This window comes from Phyllobacterium zundukense (genome assembly GCF_025452195.1).
Taxonomy (GTDB): Bacteria; Pseudomonadota; Alphaproteobacteria; order Rhizobiales; family Rhizobiaceae; genus Phyllobacterium; species Phyllobacterium zundukense_A.
In genome coordinates this window covers 1808671-1828505 of sequence record NZ_CP104973.1, presented here as the reverse complement: position 1 = coordinate 1828505, position 19835 = coordinate 1808671, and the positions used below count along the sequence as shown (strand labels likewise).

Here is a 19835-nt window from a genome sequence, read left to right as displayed (position 1 = left end):
AAAAGCGCTTTTTTGACAGGTCACAAATTGTCGAAGGAAGACCCGGCGACTTGCACCGGGTCTTATATTGTTACTGCTGGGCTTCGGTTGCTGCCTTGATCGCAGCTCCCGTTGCCGGATCGGTATATTCGATCTTCAGGTCGCCGCGGTCCTTCTTTACCAACTCCATGTACTTCTCACGAATGAGGATGGATTTTACCTGTTCCTTGACCTGATCGAATGCCGGCGGCTGCTGGGTACGCTTGTCCTCAAGCTTGATCACATGGAAGCCGAACTGGGTCTGGACAGGTTCCTTGGTGTACTGGCCGACTTCCAGCGCGTTTGCTGCCTTGTCGAATTCCGGCACCATCTGGCCCGGTCCGAAATAACCGAGATCGCCGCCCTGGGCAGCCGAGCCGTCCGTCGATTTCTCCTTGGCAACGTCTTCGAATTTCGCTCCGCCATCGAGCTGCTTGATGATGGCTTCGGCTTCTTCCTTGGTCTTCACCAGAATGTGACGGGCGCGGACTTCATTTTGTGGCGGCATCGCTGCGATTTCCTTATCGTAGCGAGCGCGAATGTCAGCGTCGGTGATTTTGTCGACAACCTGCTGCTTGAAGTAGTCATTGTGCAGGGCGCGATCCTTCAGGAACTCCAGACGAGCCTGGAATTCGGGGGTCTGGTCAAGCTTTTCGGCCTCAGCCTTCGCCGCAAGTGACTTGATATCGATAATGGCAGCCAGGGCGGCCAAACGCCGCTGGTCATCGGGCAGCTTGGCGAATTGCGGATCGAGGTCTGCAGAAATCTGGTCTACATCCTTGTTTGTGATCTTGCTGCCGTTGATTGTTGCAAGCACTTTATCGGGATCGGCCTTGGCTGTGTCCGCCTGTGCTGGCTTGGCAGGTTCCGTCTTACCGGCTTCCTGGGCCATTGCCACGGAAGATATACCGGTCAAAAGTGCAGCGACAGTCATTAATGAAAGGGTTTTACGCAATTGGTTCATGGGTCAATTTCTCCTTGGGAGGACCGGTACGGGCTATGAATACGGCAGAATTTTGCCATGAGGCTGCGATCGATCGCTTGTTGCTTCAACATTGACATCATTCGTGCCCCCTCTTATCTGTCCATCGGCTTTGCGTCCAGATAGCTTGGCAACAGATAGACTTATACCTTGGGCTTGGTGTCCGTATTGTATCAGGCGTCTTGAATGTCAGGCTTTGGATGCCTCAAATGCCATAGTTGCTGGCAAAACGTATTATAGAGAGGACCAGGGATGGTCAGTTTCGGCGGCCTCGCCCGCAAGATTTTCGGCTCCTCGAATGAGCGCCGCGTCCGCAGCTTCAAACCCCGCGTTGACCAGATCAATGCGCTTGAGGCAGAAATCTCGTCGCTTACGGACGATGAGCTCAAGGCAAAAACCGCGGAATTTCGCGAAAAGCTCGCCAATGGCACCAAACTCGACGATCTGCTTGTTCCGGCCTTTGCCGTGGCACGTGAAGCTGCCAAGCGTGTTCTTGGCATGCGCCCCTTCGACGTCCAGCTGATCGGCGGAATGGTCCTGCACAATGGCGGCATTTCCGAGATGCGCACCGGCGAAGGCAAAACGCTCGTTGCGACCCTGCCCGTCTATCTGAATGCGCTTGAAGGCAAAGGCGTTCATGTCGTCACTGTGAACGACTACCTCGCCACCCGCGATGCGCACTGGATGGGGCAGATTTATAACTTCCTCGGACTCTCTTACGGCATCATCGTGCATGGTCTCGATGATGAAGAGCGTGCCAAGGCCTATAACGCCGATATCACCTACGCCACCAATAACGAACTCGGCTTCGATTACCTGCGCGACAATATGAAATATGAGCGCGCCCAGATGGTGCAGCGCCCGCACAACTACGCCATCGTCGACGAAGTGGATTCGATCCTCGTCGATGAAGCGCGCACGCCGCTGATCATCTCCGGCCCGCTCGATGACCGGTCCGATTTCTACAATCTCATCGATGCGTTCATCAAACCATTGAACCCCGAAGACTATGAGATCGACGAGAAGCAGAAGACGGCGATCTTTACCGAGGAGGGCACCGAGAAGCTCGAAAACCTCCTGAGGGACGCCGGTCATCTCAAGGGCGAAGGCCTTTACGATATCGAGAACGTTGCTGTCGTGCACCACGTCAACAATGCTTTGCGAGCGCACAAGCTCTTCCAGAAGGACAAGGACTACATCGTTCGCAACGACGAAATCGTTATCATCGATGAGTTCACCGGCCGCATGATGCCGGGCCGCCGCTTCTCGGAAGGCCTGCACCAGGCGCTTGAAGCGAAGGAACATGTGACGATCCAGCCGGAAAATCAGACACTGGCCTCGATCACCTTCCAGAACTATTTCCGCATGTACAAGAAGCTTGCCGGCATGACCGGTACGGCTTCAACCGAAGCGGAAGAATTCGGCAACATCTACGGTCTCGAAGTGACTGAAATTCCGACCAATGTTCCCGTTCAGCGTCTCGACGAGGACGACGAGGTCTACCGCACCGTCGAGGAAAAATACAAGGCGATCGTTCGCGATATCCGTGAAGCCACGGCCAAGGGCCAGCCTATTCTCGTTGGCACCACGTCGATCGAGAAATCCGAGCAACTGGCTGAACGCCTGCGCAAGGAAGGTTTCAAGGACTTCCAGGTCTTGAATGCCCGCTACCATGAACAGGAAGCCCATATCGTCGCGCAAGCCGGTGTTCCAGGTGCCATCACCATCGCCACCAACATGGCAGGCCGCGGTACCGACATTCAGCTTGGCGGCAATCTGGAAATGCGCATAGCGCGCGAACTCGACGATATGGCCGAGGGCGAAGAGCGCAAGGCAAAAGAAGCTGCGATCAGGGCCGATATCGCCAAGCTCAAGGAAAAGGCACTTGCGGCCGGCGGGCTTTACGTTCTTGCGACCGAACGCCATGAAAGCCGCCGCATCGACAATCAGTTGCGTGGCCGTTCAGGCCGTCAGGGCGATCCCGGCCGCTCGAAATTCTTCCTGTCGCTGCAGGACGATCTGATGCGGATTTTCGGTTCCGAACGCATGGATGGCATGCTGCAGAAGCTTGGCCTCAAGGAAGACGAAGCCATCGTCCATCCCTGGATCAACAAGGCGCTGGAAAAAGCGCAGAAGAAGGTCGAGGCGCGTAACTTCGATATCCGCAAGAACCTTCTGAAATATGACGACGTGATGAACGATCAGCGCAAGGTGATCTTCGAGCAGCGCATCGAATTGATGGACAGCACCGATCTCAGCGATACCACCAGAGAAATGCGCGAGGATGTGGTGGACGATCTGATCGCGCGCTACACGCCCGAAGGCGCTTACGCGGAACAATGGAAGATCACCGAGCTCGACGAGGATGTACGCAACATTCTCAATCTCAATCTGCCGATCACCGAATGGGCCCTCGAAGACGGCATTACGCCGGATGACATCAGGGAACGCCTGATGGAAGCCGTCGAGAAGGCAGCCGCCGATCGTGCCGAGCGGTTTGGTCCGGAAATCATGGCCTATGTCGAGAAGTCCGTCATTCTGCAAACCCTCGATGCCCTGTGGCGCGAACATCTGGTCAATCTCGATCATCTTCGCTCGGTCGTCGGATTCCGCGGTTACGCCCAGCGCGACCCGCTCAACGAGTACAAGAGCGAAGGCTTCGAACTCTTCCAGACGCTGCTGGCCAATTTGCGCCAGAACGTGACCAGCCAGTTGATGCGCGTGGAACTCGTGCGCGAGGCCGCAAGCGCGCCCGAGCCGGAATTGCCGGTGATGGAAGCACACCACCTCGATGGCCTCACGGGTGAGGACGACTTCGGTGGCGGCAGTGTTCTCGCGGTACAGCAGGACCTGCGTGTCGTTGATCCCAAGGATCGCGATCCGAATAACCCGCAGACATGGGGCAAGGTTGGCCGCAACGAAGCCTGCCCCTGCGGTTCGGGCAAGAAATACAAGCACTGTCACGGTGCTTTCGTCTGATGAACCCAAAGGCCGCGTCACAACGCGGCCTTTTCTCTTGTTCCAACAGCACAAGCCGTTGACTTTCCGAACCGTTTCTAAACGTTTACGCAGTAAGCGTCTTGCATTGGAAACGAGTGGAGCTGCCCTTGCGAATTTCTGCGGTCAAAGCTGCAGACCGGTATCTGCCGGGGAACCTGTCGAAGCAGCTCCGTCCGTGGCTAGCGCGCCTCGATCAGCTGTTTGATGGTTCAATGGAGCACGCCGCTGCGCAGCGCGTGTCGCTGATCGCCTTTTCCATCCGGATTATCAGCGCCGCCATCGCGCTCGTCTCGCAGGTCATCTTCGCGCGCTGGATGGGCCAGTTCGAATACGGCATTTTCGTCCTCGTCTGGGTGACGGTCGTTATTCTCGGGAACCTCTCCTGTCTGGGTTTCCAGACCAGTGTCATCCGCTTCGTGCCGGAATATCTGGAGCACCGGCAGCTTGATCACCTGCGCGGCATCTTGTTCACCAGCAAGATATTCGCGCTCGGCCTGACGACCTGCATCGCCATCACCGGGGCTGCCGGGGTCTATTTCTTACGCGATGCCATCGAATCCTACTACGTCGCGCCCTTCATCATCGGCTTCATCTGCCTGCCGATGATAGCGCTGGGCGATACGCTGGACGGAACCGCCCGATCACGATCCTGGGCTTTGGTCGCGCTGACGCCAACCTACATCATCCGTCCAATTCTCACTCTTGCCATTATGACCATTGCCCATGTGGCCGGCTTCGCCCCGACAGCAGTGGCGGCGGTGATCTCGGCCATCATCGCAACCTATATGACCTCGCTGGTGCAGTTGTCGGTCGTCAATCACAGGTTCAGGGAGGTTGTATCGCCCGGTCCGAAGGCGATCCGTTTTGGAGAATGGTTCGCGGTCTCGCTGCCGATCTTTCTGGTCGAAGGGTTTTTCTTCCTTTTGACCAATGCCGACGTCCTGATGGTCGGCCGCTATATGGACCCGGACAAGGTCGCGACCTATTTCGCAACGGTCAAGCTGCTCGCGTTGGTCCATTTCGTCTATTTCTCGGTCAAGGCCGGCGCCGCCCAACGCTATTCCGAACTGATGCACACCAATGACCACGCGCAGCTTGCGCAATTCGCCAGCGATACGGCGCGCTGGACCTTCTGGCCGTCATTGGCGATGGCAATCATCCTTCTCGTTCTCGGCAAGCCGCTGCTCCTGCTCTTCGGCGCCCAATTTACCGATGGCTATCCACTCTTGTTCATTCTGGTGGTCGGTGTCGTCGCCCGCGCTTCGGTCGGGCCGGCGGAAAGTCTCCTCAATATGGCCGGCAAACAGAAAATATGCGCCATGGTCTATGCGGTCACACTGATTGTTAACATCTGTCTCAGCATTGTATTGATACCGGCCTATGGCCTTGCTGGTGCCGCTTTTGCAACTGCATTCTCGATGGTGTTCGAAGCGGTGACGCTGGCGCTGACTGTTTATAATCGTCTGAACATTACGATGTTCGTTTTTGCGGGCAGGACAGGCGCTGCCAAGGAAGAAGTCTGATGGCAGCCATACCGCTTCTCGAAGAACTTGCCGGAGGCCCGTCCTCGCAGATCCTCTCCCAGCTCTCGGGCTTCGAAACGCACGAGGCGACCAAGCAGCTCGAGGAGACCCTTGGCACCCGCGCCGTTCCGCGCAAGCTTTCCGTCTACTCGGCTTCCGCCGGTTTCGAACTCCTCGATGAGCTTGAATATCTGACGTATCGCACGGTCGAGCCGAACATCTTCTTCAATCCGCGCTTCCTCGCCCCGGCCATGCCACGCCTCGACGACCGGCAGGTTCGCTTCATGGTCATGCGTGACGAGAACGATGTGAAGAGCCGTCTCCGCTTCCTCATGCCCTATACGATCGAGCGGCCAGGATTCAATGTGACGGCTTCCATCATCCGCGCATGGGCCACACCCTTCGGGCCACAGGGTACGCCGCTGATCGACCGGGACGATCCGGTCGGCGTGCTCAATGACTTGTTCGACATGCTGGGCCGCAAGCACCTCAAATTCCCGGAAATTCTGGTTCTGCCGGATATATTGCTGAACCGCACCGCGGCGCAGCTGATCCGCTCCATCGCGCTGGACCGCAATCTTACGATGGTGACCGTCAATCAGGTCGAGCGGCCCTTTCTTGAAAGCGCCAAGGAAGGCGAAGAGTATTTGCGCGATGCCATCGGTGCCAAACACGCCAAGGAATATCGCCGGCTGTGGCGCCGCCTCGCCGACAAGGGCAAGCTGACCTATACCGTCAGCCGCCGCGAAGAAGATATCCGCGTACGGCTGGAGGATTTTCTCGTGCTCGAAGCCAGCGGCTGGAAAGGTCAACGAGGCTCCGCCATGGCAGTCGATCGTTTCCGTGCTGCCTTTGCCCGCGAGGCGGTCAACAACCTCGCGACCCGCGATCTCGCCCGCATCCACACACTCGAACTCGATGGCAAGACCATCGCCGTCCTCGTGGTCTTTGTCGAAGCCGGTGAAGCATGGACGTGGAAGACCGCCTATGACGAGAGCCTCGCCGCCTATTCGCCTGGCGTTCTCCTGATGATTGAGATGCTGAAAAACCATCTGGACGATCCGAACATCGACCGGACGGATTCCTGTGCGGTACCCGACCATCCTGTCGCATCGCGCCTGTTCATGGAGCGTGAACCGGTTGGCACGCTGGTGATCGGGCTGACACCCGCCGCCGACCGGGCGGCACGGCAGGCAGCTTCACAGCTTCACCTTTACCGGCGCACGCAGAATATCGCGCGCCTGGTCCGCGAACGCCTGCGGAATTTGACGGGACGGAAGTAACCATTTGTGCCTGGCAGCTGCGCATGCCCGTTAATGGTCATGTTGATGGTGTGCGTCGGGGTAGTGGGGATGGAAGTGGCGGACTGCCGTATGCCTATGAACGTGGTTATGTCTGACCCCCGCTGCGATAGGATAAGGGTGATCATGTTGGTGATGTAGGTCGTGGACATGCTCGTGTTCGTGTTCAAGCTCGGGATGGGTGTGAAGGTGTTCGTGATGTTCAGTCAGGTGAAGCCAAATACCTGTCGCCATGAGAGCTCCAGCCACGATGAGCGAGAGCGTCAGCGGCTCGCCCATCGCAAGCGCAACCACCGCACCAAGAAAAGGAGCAACCGAGAAATACGCGCCCGTTCGAGCACTCCCGAGGTGACGGAGGGCAACCACGAACAGCGCAAGGCTCACTCCGTAGGCAAAAAAGCCAAGCACGAGTCCATTTATCAGATTGGGTAGGGACGGCATCGCCGCTCCCAGAACCAATGCCAATCCCAGATTCACAGAGCCCGCTACCAGGCCCTTCACACACGCGATCCAGGAGGCGTCAGTCAACGACACTTTGCGGGTAAGATTGTTGTCGATGCCCCAGGCAAGACAGGCCGCCAAGACAGCACAGGCTGACCAGAACCCCTCCAATCGTGCTTCGCTTGACCAGCTCAACACCACCGCCCCCGCCACAATGGCAACCATCCCAAGCGCAATCCTTCTGTCGAAGTTTTCTTTGAAGACGAACCAAGCGATAATGGCCGTGAAGACAGCTTCGGCATTCAGAAGCAGTGATGCTCCAGACGCGGGCATCCCAACCAAGCCAAGCATGAGGAGAACGGGTCCGGCGACGCCACCGGCGGTGACTGCCCCGATGAACCATGGCAACTCGTGAGGAGGCAGGCTAACCCCTGGTGACCTCTTGATCCATCTGTACAATGCCAGCCCCAGGCCAGAGCCGAGATACAAAAGCCCCGCGAGCATCCAGGGGCTCACCGTCGACAACAGGAGCTTCGCCAATGGCGTGCCAATGCCGAACAGAGCTGCTGCCGTCAAGGCAGCCACTACTCCCGGAGCAAGTCGATTTCGTATTGCCTGTCTCTCCATTCAGCCCACCCATCGTCCATTTGGGTTTCGCGATTGATATCAACGCGATCTTATCCGTCACAATGGAACGCTGCCAGGCCCTCGCGTACTTGACACGTGTCGACAAGGTGACATTATGTTGTAATGGGGGTTGCGATCACCCCACAAGGCGTCAGCCGAAGTATCGCGTCCGGAGTAACCGATCAACGGAGGACGCGTCATGACTTCGCTTCTCGAAATTTCTTCTGAAAAACTATCCCGCCTGGTTGGCACACCCGGCTGTCCCATCCTTGTCGATGTTCGAACCGACGACGACTTTGCGGCCGATCCGCGCCTGATCCCCGGATCAATCCGGCGCAGCTATAGCGACGTCCAAGCTTGGCTCGGCCATTTGGAAACTCGTGCCGCTATTGTGATCTGTCAGCGCGGTCGAAAGCTCAGCCATGGCGTGGCCGCGTGGCTTCGGCAATCCGGTATTGACGCGAATGTTCTCGATGGCGGGTTCGAGGCTTGGGTTGCGTCCGGATTGGCAGTCGTCCCCGTATCGAAGTTGCCACTTCGGGATAGCCAAGGGCGTACCGTTTGGGTGACGAGAGCGCGGCCCAAGATCGATCGCATCGCTTGTCCCTGGTTGATCAAGCGTTTCGTTGATCCCTATGCCGTCTTTCTGTTCGTCCCTCCGGCAGATGTCGCCGATGTGGCGGACCGGTTCGATGCAGCGCCTTATGATATCGAAGAGGTCTTCTGGAGCCACCGCGAAGAGCTCTGCACCTTTGATGTCATGATTGACGAACTCGGCTTGTCATCGGAGCCTTTGCTACGGCTGGCCACAATTGTGCGAGGGGCCGACACAGCACGACTCGATCTTGCCCCGGAAGCATCTGGCCTGTTGGCAGCGTCCCTCGGACTGTCGAGGATGTACACTGACGATCATGAGCAACTGGAAGCTGGCCTTGGACTTTACGATGCCTTCTATCGCTGGAGCCGGGACGCGACAGACGAGAAACACAATTGGCCCTCGGCGAAACGGACAGCATGATGGCCGACATCATCAGCAAGGCAGACGCGCTTTCAGACAAGCAAGTGCATGAACATGGCATCTCCTTCGCGGACGCGGTGAAAGTCTGGGCAAGGATCGCCGCTCTAAGTTTTGGCGGTCCTGCTGGCCAGATCGCGGTTATGCATCGCATCATTGTCGAAGAGAAGCGTTGGATAGGCGAGCACCGCTTCCTGCATGCTCTGAACTACTGCATGCTTTTGCCGGGACCGGAAGCACAACAGCTGGCAATCTACATCGGATGGCTGTTGCACAGGACACGTGGGGGCCTTGTTGCAGGTGCCCTCTTCGTTCTACCCGGGTTCCTTGCAATCCTTTGCCTCAGCTACATTTATGTCGCCTACGGCAGCATCGATGTAGTTGAAGGATTGTTCTTCGGACTGAAGGCTGCAGTGCTTGCCGTAGTTTTTCAAGCAGTGTTCCGGATCGGTGAAAGGGCGCTGAAGAACAACGCGATGATCGCAATTGCGTCGTGCGCCTTTATCGCGATCTTCTTCCTTCACGTCCCGTTTCCCATGATCATCCTGACAGCGGGCGTGGTCGGCTACATTGGCGGGCGGGTCGCATCACCGCATTTCCGGATCGGCGGCGGGCACAAGTCCGGTGCCGGTGCCGCACTGGAAGACCGAGATTCGGCGCTGGGCGAAGTGATCCCTCGTCACGCGCGGCCCAACCTTGCCTGGTCATTGAAGGTCTCGGGCGTGTTACTTGCGCTCTGGCTGATCCCGGTCGCGCTCCTTGTTGCCTTCCTCGGCCTCGACAACGTCTTCTCCAAGGTCGCGATCTTCTTCAGCCAGATGGCGGTTGTCACGTTCGGCGGTGCTTACGCCGTCCTTGCCTACGTAGCGCAGGAGGCAGTTCAGTACTATGGCTGGCTGAAACCCGGAGAGATGCTTGACGGCTTGGGAATGGCCGAGACGACGCCAGGACCGCTGATCATGGTCGTTCAGTTCGTTGGCTTCATGGCAGCGTTCCGGAATCCGGGCGTCCTGGACCCCTTCGTTGCGGCTGGCATCGGCGCTGTCCTGACGACATGGGTGACGTTCATCCCCTGCTTTCTGTGGATATTCCTTGGCGCACCGTTCATCGAGAGCTTGCGGGGGAACACGGCGCTGACAGGCGCGATGTCCGCGATCACAGCTGCAGTTGTTGGCGTCATTTTGAACTTGGCGATCTGGTTCGGACTACATGTACTGTTCAGACAAGTTTATAACTACAAGCTCGGATGGTTCTCGCTCGATGTTCCGGTATTGAGCTCCTTGAACGAGCCGTCATTGCTTTTGACCGCAGCTGCAATGCTGGCGTTATTCAGGTTTCGCGCCAACGTTATCCTCACGCTCCTGGTGTGCGCGATGGTGGGTGTAGCGTGGATCGTCCTCGCCGGTACGATGATTACCGCCTAGCCGGAATCGAACCAGCACTCCTTTCGGAACCTGATTTTGAGTCAGGCGCGTCTACCAATTCCGCCAAGGGGGCCGCAAGAGCGTCGGATATGGGTGAACCCACGACCGTGAAAAGCCAAATACATGCAGAGCCACCCTTCGGTCAACAGCAATAAGATGATTTCTTGAATGTAACACAGTCGTGTGTTGCCCTGCCCGCACGAGACAAATAGAGGCGAATGGCCAGGAAAAGAGCCTTTGGCAAAAATTGAGCGAAACGATTCCATTTGGCTGCGGTTTGCTCTAGGGTCCGTCGAGATTCAAGGTCAAGGCGAGCCGAGAATGGTGGTTTTCGAGAACCGGAGCGCAGTGAACATTCACGTTCATGAGCACCGGAAACACAGAAAAACGCCATTTGCAGGCTGTCATGACGTGAATATCGACAGAGCCTAAAGATCACCCGACTTTCCGAAATAGCCTCCCCCCCACAGGAACCGACTTGATGCTGCGCAGACTATACGATTGGACCATGTCTCTGGCTGCGCGCAAATCGGCGGAGGTCTGGCTTGCCATCATCGCATTCATTGAAAGCTCGGTGTTCCTCGTTCCGGCCGATGTGCTGTTCCTGCCGATGGCGCTGGCGCGGCCCGAACGAGCCTACCGCTATGCGCTGGTGGCAACGATCGCATCTGTCCTCGGAGGCATAGCAGGCTGGCTGCTCGGCTACTATGCCTATGAAACACTGGCGAAGCCGATCCTTGAAATGTACGGCAAGCTCGATGCCTTCGAGCAATTGCGCGGTTCGACCAGCGCCGATGCGATCCTGCTCCTCTTGGTCACATCCGGCCTCGCCCACCTGCCGCCGATCAAGGTCGTCACGATTCTTTCCGGAGCCGCGGGTATCAATATCTGGCTGTTCATCGTCTCGGCGGTGCTGGCGCGCGGCGCGCGCTTTCTCTTCCTCGCCTGGCTTTTGCGGCGTTACGGCGAACCTATTCGCGGCTTCATCGAAAAACGGCTTGGCCTGATTGCGGGCGCAGCAGCACTTGTCCTGATTTTGCTCTATGCTCTGTTCCACTACACCCAGTTGTAAAGCGATCGCCATGAATGAGGACGTCAAGATAGTATGAGTGCAACGAATTCCCCCATCCATTTCAGGACGGCTGTATTTCTCTTCCTCGCAATGATTTTCACGGTCGGGTCTGCGCTTGGTTTTCAGTATATCGGCGGGTATCTGCCCTGCAAATTATGTCTTGAGCAGCGCTATCCCTATTATGCCGGCATTCCGCTGATGGCCTTGGCGGTTGCCTCGTCCAGCCTGAAATGGCCAGCGAGCCTTACGCGTCTCCTGCTGGCACTTGGAGGGCTCCTCATGCTCGTTGGCCTCGGCCTCGCCGTCTTCCATGCGGGCGTCGAATGGAAGTTCTGGGCCGGACCAACGGATTGCACCGCAGTATCCATGTCGATCACCACCGATGCGGGTAATCTCCTGAAGGATATGAATGCCATTCACCCGCCCGCATGCGATACGGCCGCGCTGCGCGTACTTGGCCTGTCCTTTGCCGGCTGGAATGCCATCGCCAGCCTGATCTTGATGATCGTCGCATTTCGTGGCGCAGTGAAGGCGTAGTGCCGTCGCTGAGACCATCTGAGAATTCAGCCCGCTGAGTCAGCTGGTGCGGTTTGCGAGAACCGTAGCGCAGCGAACTTTTGGGTTCGTGAGCAACGGGAGCGCAGAAAACCACATCAGATGGCCATCGGGGTGGATTGGCAGGGGTCTCAGGGTTCGAGTTCGACATCCCAGTACAGATAATCCATCCAGCTTTCGTGCAGATGGTTTGGCGGAAACAGCCGGCCGTTATTGTGCAGATCATGCACGGTCGGTTCATAGGGTTTCTGTCGCGGCCACATTTTGGCACGGTTGGGCATCAGACCGCCCTTGCGAAGATTGCAAGGTGAACAGGCTGCCACGACATTCTGCCAGATCGTTTCGCCGCCAGCACAGCGCGGGATGACGTGATCGAAAGTCAGATCTTCTTCCGAGCCGCAATATTGGCATTCGAACCGGTCGCGCAGGAAGACGTTGAACCGGGTAAAGGCAGGATTGCGCGTGGGTTTGATGTAGGTCTTGAGCGATACCACGCTGGGTAGCCGCATCGCGAAGGAGGGCGAGGACACCTCATGCTCGTATTCGGCGACGATGTTCACACGGTCAAGAAAAACCGCCTTGATCGCGTCCTGCCAGGACCAGAGCGACAAGGGATAATAACTGAGCGGACGGTAGTCCGCATTGAGTACCAGAGCCGGTAACCCGTCCGGCGAGACGGCTATTGTCAAGGAATCAACTCCCAATCCAACCATCAGGCTTGCATTATTGTAAGCTGGACGTGACAGGAATGTGAAGCAAATTGCGGTGTTTGCTGAGGAAAAACCCCGTTATTTCAACTTCATGGCATTGGTGTGCCATCGCGGCCACGCGTTGCGGCATAGTAAGCCCAGAAAAGTCGGGCGGCAACACCGCGCCACGGGGTCCAGCGCTCCGCAAAGAGCCGCAACGCCTTGGAGTCCGGCCGCACTGATTCGCCATAGGCATGGGCATAGGCATGCTGAAGCGCGACATCGCCCGATGGGAACACGTCCGCATGGCCAGCGGAAAACAGCAGATAGACTTCCGCCGTCCAGGGCCCGATGCCTTTCACATTTGTCATTACCCGCATGGCCTCTTCAATCGGCATATCCGCCAAAGCGGTGAGATCGAGTTCTCCCGCTATTACCGCTTCGCTGATCCGGGCGAGAGTGGCCTGTTTGGCGCGGGACAGGCCGGCAAGGCGCCACGCCTCCTCGCCGGCTGCAAGGTAGTTTTCCGGTGTCAGGGGATCGATGATGCTGACAAGCCGCTTCCAGATCGAATCGGCACTGGCCTTGGAGACCTGCTGCGAAACGATCACCGAGGCAAGGCTCTCGAAGCCCGGGACGGAGCGGCGCAGCGGCAGCGGCCCGGCGCGTTCGGCTATCGCCACAAGTTCGGGGTGCGTTTGCAGCAAGGCTTCGAGCCCTTCCGCAATATCCTCGAGCGTATCAATTCTGCGCATTGCAATCGTTCACTTTGCTTCGTTTGAGAAACACCGTATCAATTGCCTCGATACCCACGCAAGAACGCCACTCATCACTCATGACAGTTCCGGTATTCCGTTTTGCCCCCAGCCCCAATGGCCATCTGCATCTCGGCCATGCCTATTCCGCGTTGCTCAACCAGCAGATGGCGCGCGATGCAGGCGGCCGACTGCTGCTGCGCATGGAGGATATCGACCGCGAGCGCTGCACCCCGGAACTCGAACAGACCATGCAGGAGGACCTGCACTGGATCGGCTTCGAGTGGGAGAAGCCGGTCCGCCGTCAGTCGGAACACTTCGCTGTCTACCGCGAGGCGCTCGATCGGCTGATCGGTATGGAACTTGTCTATCCGGCGTTTCTAAGCCGCGGCGAGATCAAACACGAAATCGAAAACCTTGGTGGAAATGGGACTTGGCCGCGCGATCCGGACGGTGCCCTGCTCTATCCGCCGACGGACCGGCAGCTCTCGAACACCGAGCGAAAACGGCGGATCAGCGGCGGGCAGCCATTTTCGTGGCGTTTGAATATGGACGATGCGCTTGAACATGTTGGCGAGCCGCTTTTCTGGACCGAGCTTGAACCTGAAAAACGCGCCGTTGAAGCCGCACCGCACGTTTGGGGTGACGTCATCATTGCGCGAAAGGATATGCCGACGAGCTATCATCTATCGGTCGTGATCGACGATGCGCTGCAGGGCATCACCCACGTCGTGCGCGGCAAGGACCTTTTCCAGGCCACAAGCGTCCATCGCCTGCTGCAGCGGATATTCGATATCGAGCCGCCGGTTTACCACCACCATGCGCTTATCCTGGATCACGACGGGGAGAAACTTTCGAAAAGCCGCAGGGACACCGCGTTGCATTCACTGCGGCAAGAAGGTGTGAGCGCCGAAGAAATACGCAGTATGGTTGGTGTCTAGCTCGATTGGCAAAGCGGCCATGCGTGGTTCGACAAGCTCACCATGAGGGAGATTGGTTGACTGCAGACAGTCGCAACCTCCGCGACTATCCGTGGAACGCACCCAACCTCCCTCATGGTGAGCTTGTCGAACCACGCACCCAATCTTATCCTTAGGCAACGTCTGGTTGTTGAAACCAATTCGGTATAGATCAGCACCACTATCCATCCCTGATCCGGTCTCCCGACTATGCCCGTCCGCTATTTTCCCGCTCTGTTTGTTGTTCTTTGGGCCACCGGCTTCATCGGCGCTCGCTACGCCATGCCCTATATGGAACCGTTCTATTTCCTCATGGTGCGGTTTTTGATCGCGGGAGCCATCCTTGGCCTCTGGGTGGTACTCGATGGCAATCATTGGCCCAGCAAACGCGGTGCAAGGCACGCGATCATCGCGGGCTGCCTGATACATGGGGCTTATCTCGGAGCCGCGTTCTGGGCCATTCACAATGGATTGCCCGCAGGCATGTCGGCGCTCGTCGTCGGGCTGCAGCCCTTGATCACAGCCCTGATCGCGGGGTTGGTACTCGGCGAAACCATCCAGCCGCGCCATTGGGCCGGGCTTGCCGTCGGCTGCATCGGCGTCGCCATGGTCCTTTGGCCGAAGCTCGTCATTTCCACCGGCGGCATCACGCCGGCGACGGTTTCAGCGGCAATCTTTTCAGTTATCGCCATCAGCATCGGCACTGTCTGGCAAAAGCGTTTTGCCGGCAATATCGATCTGAAGGCGGGTACGACTCTGCAATATCTTGGCGCCGCCGTCCTCACCGGCATATTCTCGCTCTTACTGGAGACCCACACCATCATCTGGTCGGGCGAATTGATATTCGCCATGTTCTGGCTCGTTTTCGTCCTGTCGATAGGCGCCGTGCTGCTGCTGATGCTGCTCATCAATCAGGGCGCGGTGTCCAAGGTCGCATCGCTGTTCTATCTGGTCCCGGGTGTCACGGCACTGATGGCCTATGCGCTGTTCGGCGAGACACTGACACCGTTTCAATTGGTCGGAATGGTCATTGCCAGCCTAGGCGTGGCCCTCTCGACAGGTCAGAGACGCGTGGCTTCCTCGATTTCCCAGTAACGGATGATCGCGGCATTGATCTCCGCGCCGATGATGAAGATCGCCGCGACGATATAGAGGAAAACGATCGCCGCCATGATCGATGCGAGGCCCGCATACGTCGACACATAGGTTGCAAAGGTCTCGAGATAACTTGCAAAGATCGTCGCGCCAACGGTCCAGGCAATTAGCGTCAACAGGACGCCCGGCAGTATCTCCATGAAAGTCCTATGGCCCGCGGGCAGCCACAGGTGCACGACCAAAAGGCCAATGATGAGCACCGCCGAGGCAATACAGTAGCGCCAGAAGCCGATCGTTCCTGACACAAGTACAAGCTCCGGGATATAGATCGTCGCGATGCGCATGGCGAGCGGTGCGAGGATCAGCAGGAAGCTGATGGCCATGATACCTATCGTTGCGACAATGACATAGCCGAGGCTTTGCAGGCGGCAATAGACGATCGAACGCGTATCGATCACGCGATAGGCACGGTTGAGAGCCACCCGCAACGCTTCGATGCCGTTGGAGGCAAAATAGGCTGCCGCGATAACGCTGATCGTCAAAAGGCCGCCGCGCTGGATATTGAGAACATTGCGTACCTCCTGCGCAATCGGCTTGGCGATCACCTCTGGCCATGTATCGAAGATCACATGAACAGCCGTATCCGTGAAGGCGCTCGCCCCAAGGAAACTTGCAAGGGAAGTCGCAAAGATCAGAAACGGAAAGAGCGCGAGAATTGCCGAAAGGGCAACGTGGCTTGCAAGCGCCCACCCATCATCGGTGCTGAAATGCCGCCATGTATCGGCGACAACGCGCCAAAGAAAAGATCTTGCCCTACGCATCGATAATGGTCTGTCCCTTCCTGACCTCGAGATTGCAAGGCGCCGGCGAATATGTGAAGTCTTTAAAACACCTTAGTTGAAACATCCGGTAAACATGGCACGTTCAAGAACGATTTTGATCACAGGATGTTCCAGCGGGATAGGTGCCCATTGCGCCCGGGCGCTGAAGGCAGATGGCTGGACAGTCTTTGCCACCGCAAGGCAGCCAACGGATATCGAAGCGTTGAAGGCTGATGGCCTGTCTGCCTACTATCTCGACTACCGCGAACCGGACTCCATCGCTGCGCTGGTCGAAGCAGTGCTCGGCGAAACCGGCGGCACGCTCGATGCGCTCTTCAACAATGGCGCCTACGCTTTGCCTGGCGCCGTGGAAGATCTCCCCATCAATGGACTGCGGGAGCAGTTCGACGTCAATTTCTTCGGCTGGCATGAGCTGACGCAACACATTGTTCCCGTCATGCGCAAGCAGGGCCATGGCCGGATCGTTCATTGCTCGTCCATCCTTGGCCTCGTACCGATGAAATGGCGCGGCGCCTATGTCGCATCAAAATTCGCGGTCGAAGGGCTGATGCTCGTGCAGCGGATGGAACTGGAGGGTTCAGGCGTTCAAATGTCGCTGATCGAGCCTGGGCCCATCGCCACCCGGTTCACCTACAATGCCCGCAAGCAGATCGAAAAGTACATCGATGTGGAAAACTCGGTGCATCGTGACGAGTATCGCAGGCTGCTAGCCCGGCTTTCGGGGGGCGGCACAAAGTCGAAATTTAAACTCGGTCCTGATGCGGTCTATGCAGTGCTGAAGGACGCATTGGAAAATCCCCGCCCGCGTCCCCATTATCTGGTGACACGCCCGGCAAAAATTACAAACTTTGCCCGCAGATTTCTATCCACACGTGCGCTATATCGCGTGCTTGCGAGCCAGTCGTGACAGGAGCAGACTGCAGACAAGTCTGACGATCAAGGAATAGAGTATGGATGTCATTTTCAAATTTTTGGCGCTCGTGGCAATTGCCGCGGTGACCATCGTGCTCCTCATTGGCCTGCGCAACATGATGAAAGGCGGCGACGCAAACTTCTCCAACAAGATGATGCAGTTGCGCATCTTCCTGCAGTTGATCGCCATCATCCTGATCGTCGGTGCGATCTATTTCCACCGCGCGGCAGGCTAGAGCAATTCCACGAAAAGTGTGAAGCGGTTTCCGTCCGGAATAGCGTTAAAAACGAATGATAGACAGGTTGTCTCATGGTCAAGCTCAACAAGATCTACACGCGTACGGGCGACGACGGCACCACCGGCCTCGGCAGTGGCGAACGGCGTCTCAAACATGATCTTCGCGTCGAAGCCTATGGCACCGTGGACGAAGCAAATTCTTGTCTCGGGCTTGCGCGGCTCCATACGGAAAAAGCCTTCCCCGAACTCGACGCCATGCTTATGCGCATACAGAACGACCTCTTCGATCTCGGTGCCGATCTTGCAACTCCCGACAGGGGCCAGACGCTTCCTTACGAACCCTTGCGCATTATCGACAGCCAGGTTCTGCGGCTTGAAGCGGAGATTGACCGGTTGAACGCAAACCTTGCGCCATTGCGCTCCTTTGTGCTGCCGGGCGGCTCGCCCGCATCCGCCGCGCTGCACCTTGCCCGCACCGTGGCGCGCCGCGCCGAGCGGCACATGGTCGAACTCGCGCAGAAGCCTGACGAGACCGTCACACCGGCCGCCCTGAAATACATCAACCGCGTGTCGGATTTTCTGTTTGTCGCGGCCCGCGTGGTCAATGACAATGGCGCGAGGGACGTGTTATGGGTCCCCGGTCATAACCGCTAAATGTCGCAATCGCTGAGGCAGGGAACCGGCGCCGATGTTCATTCCATTGCATGACGCCAACAGTCTCAAATACATCAAGCTGCAATATGTGACGCTGTCGCTGATCGTCATCAACGTGCTTGTCTATCTGGTCATGGCTGTTGACGGCGAGACTGCCCATGTCGCCGCGATCGGCCTCGGTTACATACCTGCCATCATCCATGACATGGCGGTTCTGCCTGCCAGTTATTACTTCGTCCCGCCCGATTTCACCTACATCACCTACGCTTTCCTGCACGCCGACATCTTCCATCTCGGCGGAAATATGCTGTTCCTCTGGGTTTTCGGCGACAATGTCGAAGACGCGCTTGGCCACATCAAGTTTCTGATCTTCTATCTTCTGTGTGCCGCAGCCGGAGCGTTCCTGCATGGCGTGATCCTGCCCGATTCAGAAGCGCCGCTCATCGGCGCTTCTGGCGCCATCGCCGGTATCGTTTCCGCCTACCTGTTGCTTCACCCACGCGTAAAGGTCTGGGTGCTGGCGTTTGGGCGCATTCCCTTGCGCATCCCGGCAATCTATCCGCTGGTGCTGTGGGTCGTGACACAATTCGCAATGCTTTTATGGGGCGGGCAGGAACAGGTGTCCTGGCCGGCCCATGTCGGCGGCATCATCGCCGGCGCTGTGCTTATCGTGATCATGAAGCGCCGAAGCGTGCCATTGTTTGACCGGGCTATTGTCTCGCCGCGCGCCGTAGTGGTGGAGAAACAACCGGAGCCAGTCACCCGCGAGGCCGAACCGGTCAAGTGGGGCCGCTGACTGTCTTCATTCAATCGGTTGAACTGGGTGCAAGCGGATTGACCTTTACGTCGCTCATATTTACGGTCCCGCGCAACTCAGACGCGGCAGTGTCGTTTTTTTCACCTCCATGTCGGCTTCCGGCAAGCGGGTAGCACCACCGGACAGTAAATCTGTCCTTCGTTTATTTGAGAGGGAATCCCTATGAAAGTCCTCGTACCGGTAAAGCGGGTAGTCGATTACAACGTGAAGATCAGGGTTAAAGGCGACGGCTCCGGCGTTGAACTTGCCAATGTGAAGATGTCGATGAACCCGTTCGACGAAATCGCGGTCGAGGAAGCGCTCCGTCTGAAGGAAGCCGGCAAGGTCGAGGAAGTCGTCGTCGTATCGATCGGCCCGGCGCAGGCGCAGGAAACCATCCGTACCGCGCTCGCCATGGGTGCCGACCGCGGTATTCTCGTCAAGGTCGACGATATCGTCGAGCCGCTCGCCGTCGCCAAGATCCTGAAAGGCGTCGTCGATGCCGAACAGCCAAAGCTGGTCATCCTCGGCAAGCAGGCTATCGATGACGATGCCAACCAGACAGGTCAGATGCTTGCGGCCCTCCTCGGCTGGAGCCAGGGCACCTTCGCCTCGAAGGTCGAACTCGGTAGCGACACTGCCAAGGTCACCCGCGAAGTCGATGGCGGTTTGCAGACAATCGAAATCACGCTGCCGGCGATCGTCACCACGGACCTGCGCTTGAATCAACCGCGCTATGCCTCGCTGCCGAACATCATGAAGGCCAAGAAGAAGCCGCTGGATGAAAAGTCCGCTGCCGATTATGGCGTCGATACCAAGCCGCGTTTGAAGGTCATCAAGACCGAAGAGCCGGGCGGCCGCAAGGCGGGCGTCAAGGTCAAGGATGTCGCTGAACTCATCAGCAAGCTGAAGAACGAAGCCGGCGTTCTGATTTAAA

At 57.5% G+C, this 19835-nt stretch carries 19 protein-coding genes and 1 tRNA gene; 14 read left to right on the top strand and 6 right to left on the bottom strand.

Translation table 11 applies throughout. From position 1 onward, the window contains the following. Positions 1-70: 70 nt before the first annotated feature. The gene (locus N8E88_RS21380; protein ID WP_262295404.1) at positions 71-982 is read right to left on the bottom strand and encodes a peptidylprolyl isomerase; all 912 of its coding nucleotides are present in this window, start codon (positions 980-982) and stop codon (positions 71-73) included. 270 nt (positions 983-1252) lie between these two features. Between N8E88_RS21380 and secA the strand changes: the two genes are divergently transcribed. The 3 genes from secA (at position 1253) to bspF (ending at position 6806) form a co-directional block, all read left to right on the top strand. After that, on the top strand, positions 1253-3979 hold the full coding sequence (gene secA, locus N8E88_RS21375) for a preprotein translocase subunit SecA (RefSeq protein WP_262295403.1): 2727 nt from the start codon (positions 1253-1255) through the stop codon (positions 3977-3979). Between the two features lie 128 nt (positions 3980-4107). Continuing rightward, on the top strand, positions 4108-5523 hold the full coding sequence (locus tag N8E88_RS21370; RefSeq protein ID WP_262295402.1) for a lipopolysaccharide biosynthesis protein: 1416 nt from the start codon (positions 4108-4110) through the stop codon (positions 5521-5523). Further along, on the top strand, positions 5523-6806 hold the full coding sequence (bspF, locus tag N8E88_RS21365; RefSeq protein WP_262295401.1) for a type IV secretion system effector crotonyl transferase BspF: 1284 nt from the start codon (positions 5523-5525) through the stop codon (positions 6804-6806). Before N8E88_RS21370 ends, bspF begins: the two co-directional genes overlap by 1 nt. A gap of 30 nt (positions 6807-6836) precedes the next feature. Here the strand turns inward: bspF and N8E88_RS21360 are convergent, their stop codons facing one another. Then, positions 6837-7850, bottom strand: coding sequence for a DMT family transporter (locus N8E88_RS21360; protein WP_315975309.1), 1014 nt, complete (start codon positions 7848-7850; stop codon positions 6837-6839). Positions 7851-8091: 241 nt separating this feature from the next. On the opposite strand from N8E88_RS21360, the gene N8E88_RS21355 reads away from it, so the two are divergent. Beyond that, a complete protein-coding gene (locus N8E88_RS21355; protein WP_262295399.1) occupies positions 8092-8910 on the top strand; it encodes a chromate resistance protein ChrB domain-containing protein in 819 nt (272 codons plus the stop codon). Further along, positions 8910-10331 carry a chromate efflux transporter gene (gene chrA / locus N8E88_RS21350; RefSeq protein WP_262295561.1) on the top strand — a complete coding sequence of 474 codons (1422 nt, stop codon included), beginning with the start codon at positions 8910-8912 and terminating at the stop codon, positions 10329-10331. Before N8E88_RS21355 ends, chrA begins: the two co-directional genes overlap by 1 nt. Here the strand turns inward: chrA and N8E88_RS21345 are convergent. After that, positions 10322-10404 (bottom strand) — tRNA-Leu (locus tag N8E88_RS21345). The two genes, chrA and N8E88_RS21345, sit on opposite strands and share 10 nt — an antisense overlap. A 408-nt stretch (positions 10405-10812) precedes the next feature. Between N8E88_RS21345 and N8E88_RS21340 the strand changes: the two genes are divergently transcribed. Then, a complete protein-coding gene (locus N8E88_RS21340) occupies positions 10813-11403 on the top strand; it encodes a YqaA family protein (RefSeq protein ID WP_262295398.1) in 591 nt (196 codons plus the stop codon). Between the two features lie 33 nt (positions 11404-11436). Further along, a complete protein-coding gene (locus N8E88_RS21335) occupies positions 11437-11940 on the top strand; it encodes a disulfide bond formation protein B (protein ID WP_262295397.1) in 504 nt (167 codons plus the stop codon). Positions 11941-12089: 149 nt separating this feature from the next. On the opposite strand, the gene N8E88_RS21330 is transcribed toward N8E88_RS21335, so the two are convergent. Continuing rightward, entirely contained in the window at positions 12090-12647 is a 558-nt protein-coding gene (locus N8E88_RS21330; protein WP_262295396.1) for an HNH endonuclease, read from the bottom strand. 110 nt (positions 12648-12757) lie between these two features. Continuing rightward, positions 12758-13402, bottom strand: coding sequence for a DNA-3-methyladenine glycosylase family protein (locus N8E88_RS21325; protein ID WP_262295395.1), 645 nt, complete (start codon positions 13400-13402; stop codon positions 12758-12760). Positions 13403-13482: 80 nt separating this feature from the next. Between N8E88_RS21325 and gluQRS the strand changes: the two genes are divergently transcribed. After that, the gene (gluQRS, locus tag N8E88_RS21320) at positions 13483-14343 is read left to right on the top strand and encodes a tRNA glutamyl-Q(34) synthetase GluQRS (protein ID WP_262295394.1); all 861 of its coding nucleotides are present in this window, start codon (positions 13483-13485) and stop codon (positions 14341-14343) included. Positions 14344-14571: 228 nt separating this feature from the next. Further along, a complete protein-coding gene (locus N8E88_RS21315; protein ID WP_262295393.1) occupies positions 14572-15456 on the top strand; it encodes a DMT family transporter in 885 nt (294 codons plus the stop codon). Here the strand turns inward: N8E88_RS21315 and N8E88_RS21310 are convergent. Further along, the gene (locus tag N8E88_RS21310) at positions 15423-16277 is read right to left on the bottom strand and encodes a YihY/virulence factor BrkB family protein (protein WP_262295392.1); all 855 of its coding nucleotides are present in this window, start codon (positions 16275-16277) and stop codon (positions 15423-15425) included. The two genes, N8E88_RS21315 and N8E88_RS21310, sit on opposite strands and share 34 nt — an antisense overlap. A gap of 94 nt (positions 16278-16371) precedes the next feature. Between N8E88_RS21310 and N8E88_RS21305 the strand changes: the two genes are divergently transcribed. The 5 genes from N8E88_RS21305 to N8E88_RS21285 all read left to right on the top strand — a co-directional run bounded on the left by N8E88_RS21305 (position 16372) and on the right by N8E88_RS21285 (position 19834). Beyond that, positions 16372-17205, top strand: a complete 834-nt coding sequence (locus tag N8E88_RS21305) for an SDR family oxidoreductase (RefSeq protein ID WP_262295391.1) — start codon at positions 16372-16374, stop codon at positions 17203-17205. Between the two features lie 43 nt (positions 17206-17248). Continuing rightward, positions 17249-17446 carry a twin transmembrane helix small protein gene (locus N8E88_RS21300; RefSeq protein ID WP_114431643.1) on the top strand — a complete coding sequence of 66 codons (198 nt, stop codon included), beginning with the start codon at positions 17249-17251 and terminating at the stop codon, positions 17444-17446. A 74-nt stretch (positions 17447-17520) separates the two neighbouring features. Then, on the top strand, positions 17521-18102 hold the full coding sequence (locus tag N8E88_RS21295) for a cob(I)yrinic acid a,c-diamide adenosyltransferase (RefSeq protein WP_262295390.1): 582 nt from the start codon (positions 17521-17523) through the stop codon (positions 18100-18102). A gap of 34 nt (positions 18103-18136) precedes the next feature. After that, positions 18137-18898, top strand: a complete 762-nt coding sequence (locus N8E88_RS21290) for a rhomboid family intramembrane serine protease (protein ID WP_262295389.1) — start codon at positions 18137-18139, stop codon at positions 18896-18898. Positions 18899-19081: 183 nt separating this feature from the next. Further along, positions 19082-19834 (top strand): electron transfer flavoprotein subunit beta/FixA family protein, encoded by a 753-nt coding sequence (locus N8E88_RS21285; protein WP_262295388.1) that lies wholly within the window; start codon positions 19082-19084, stop codon positions 19832-19834. Position 19835: the final 1 nt, after the last annotated feature.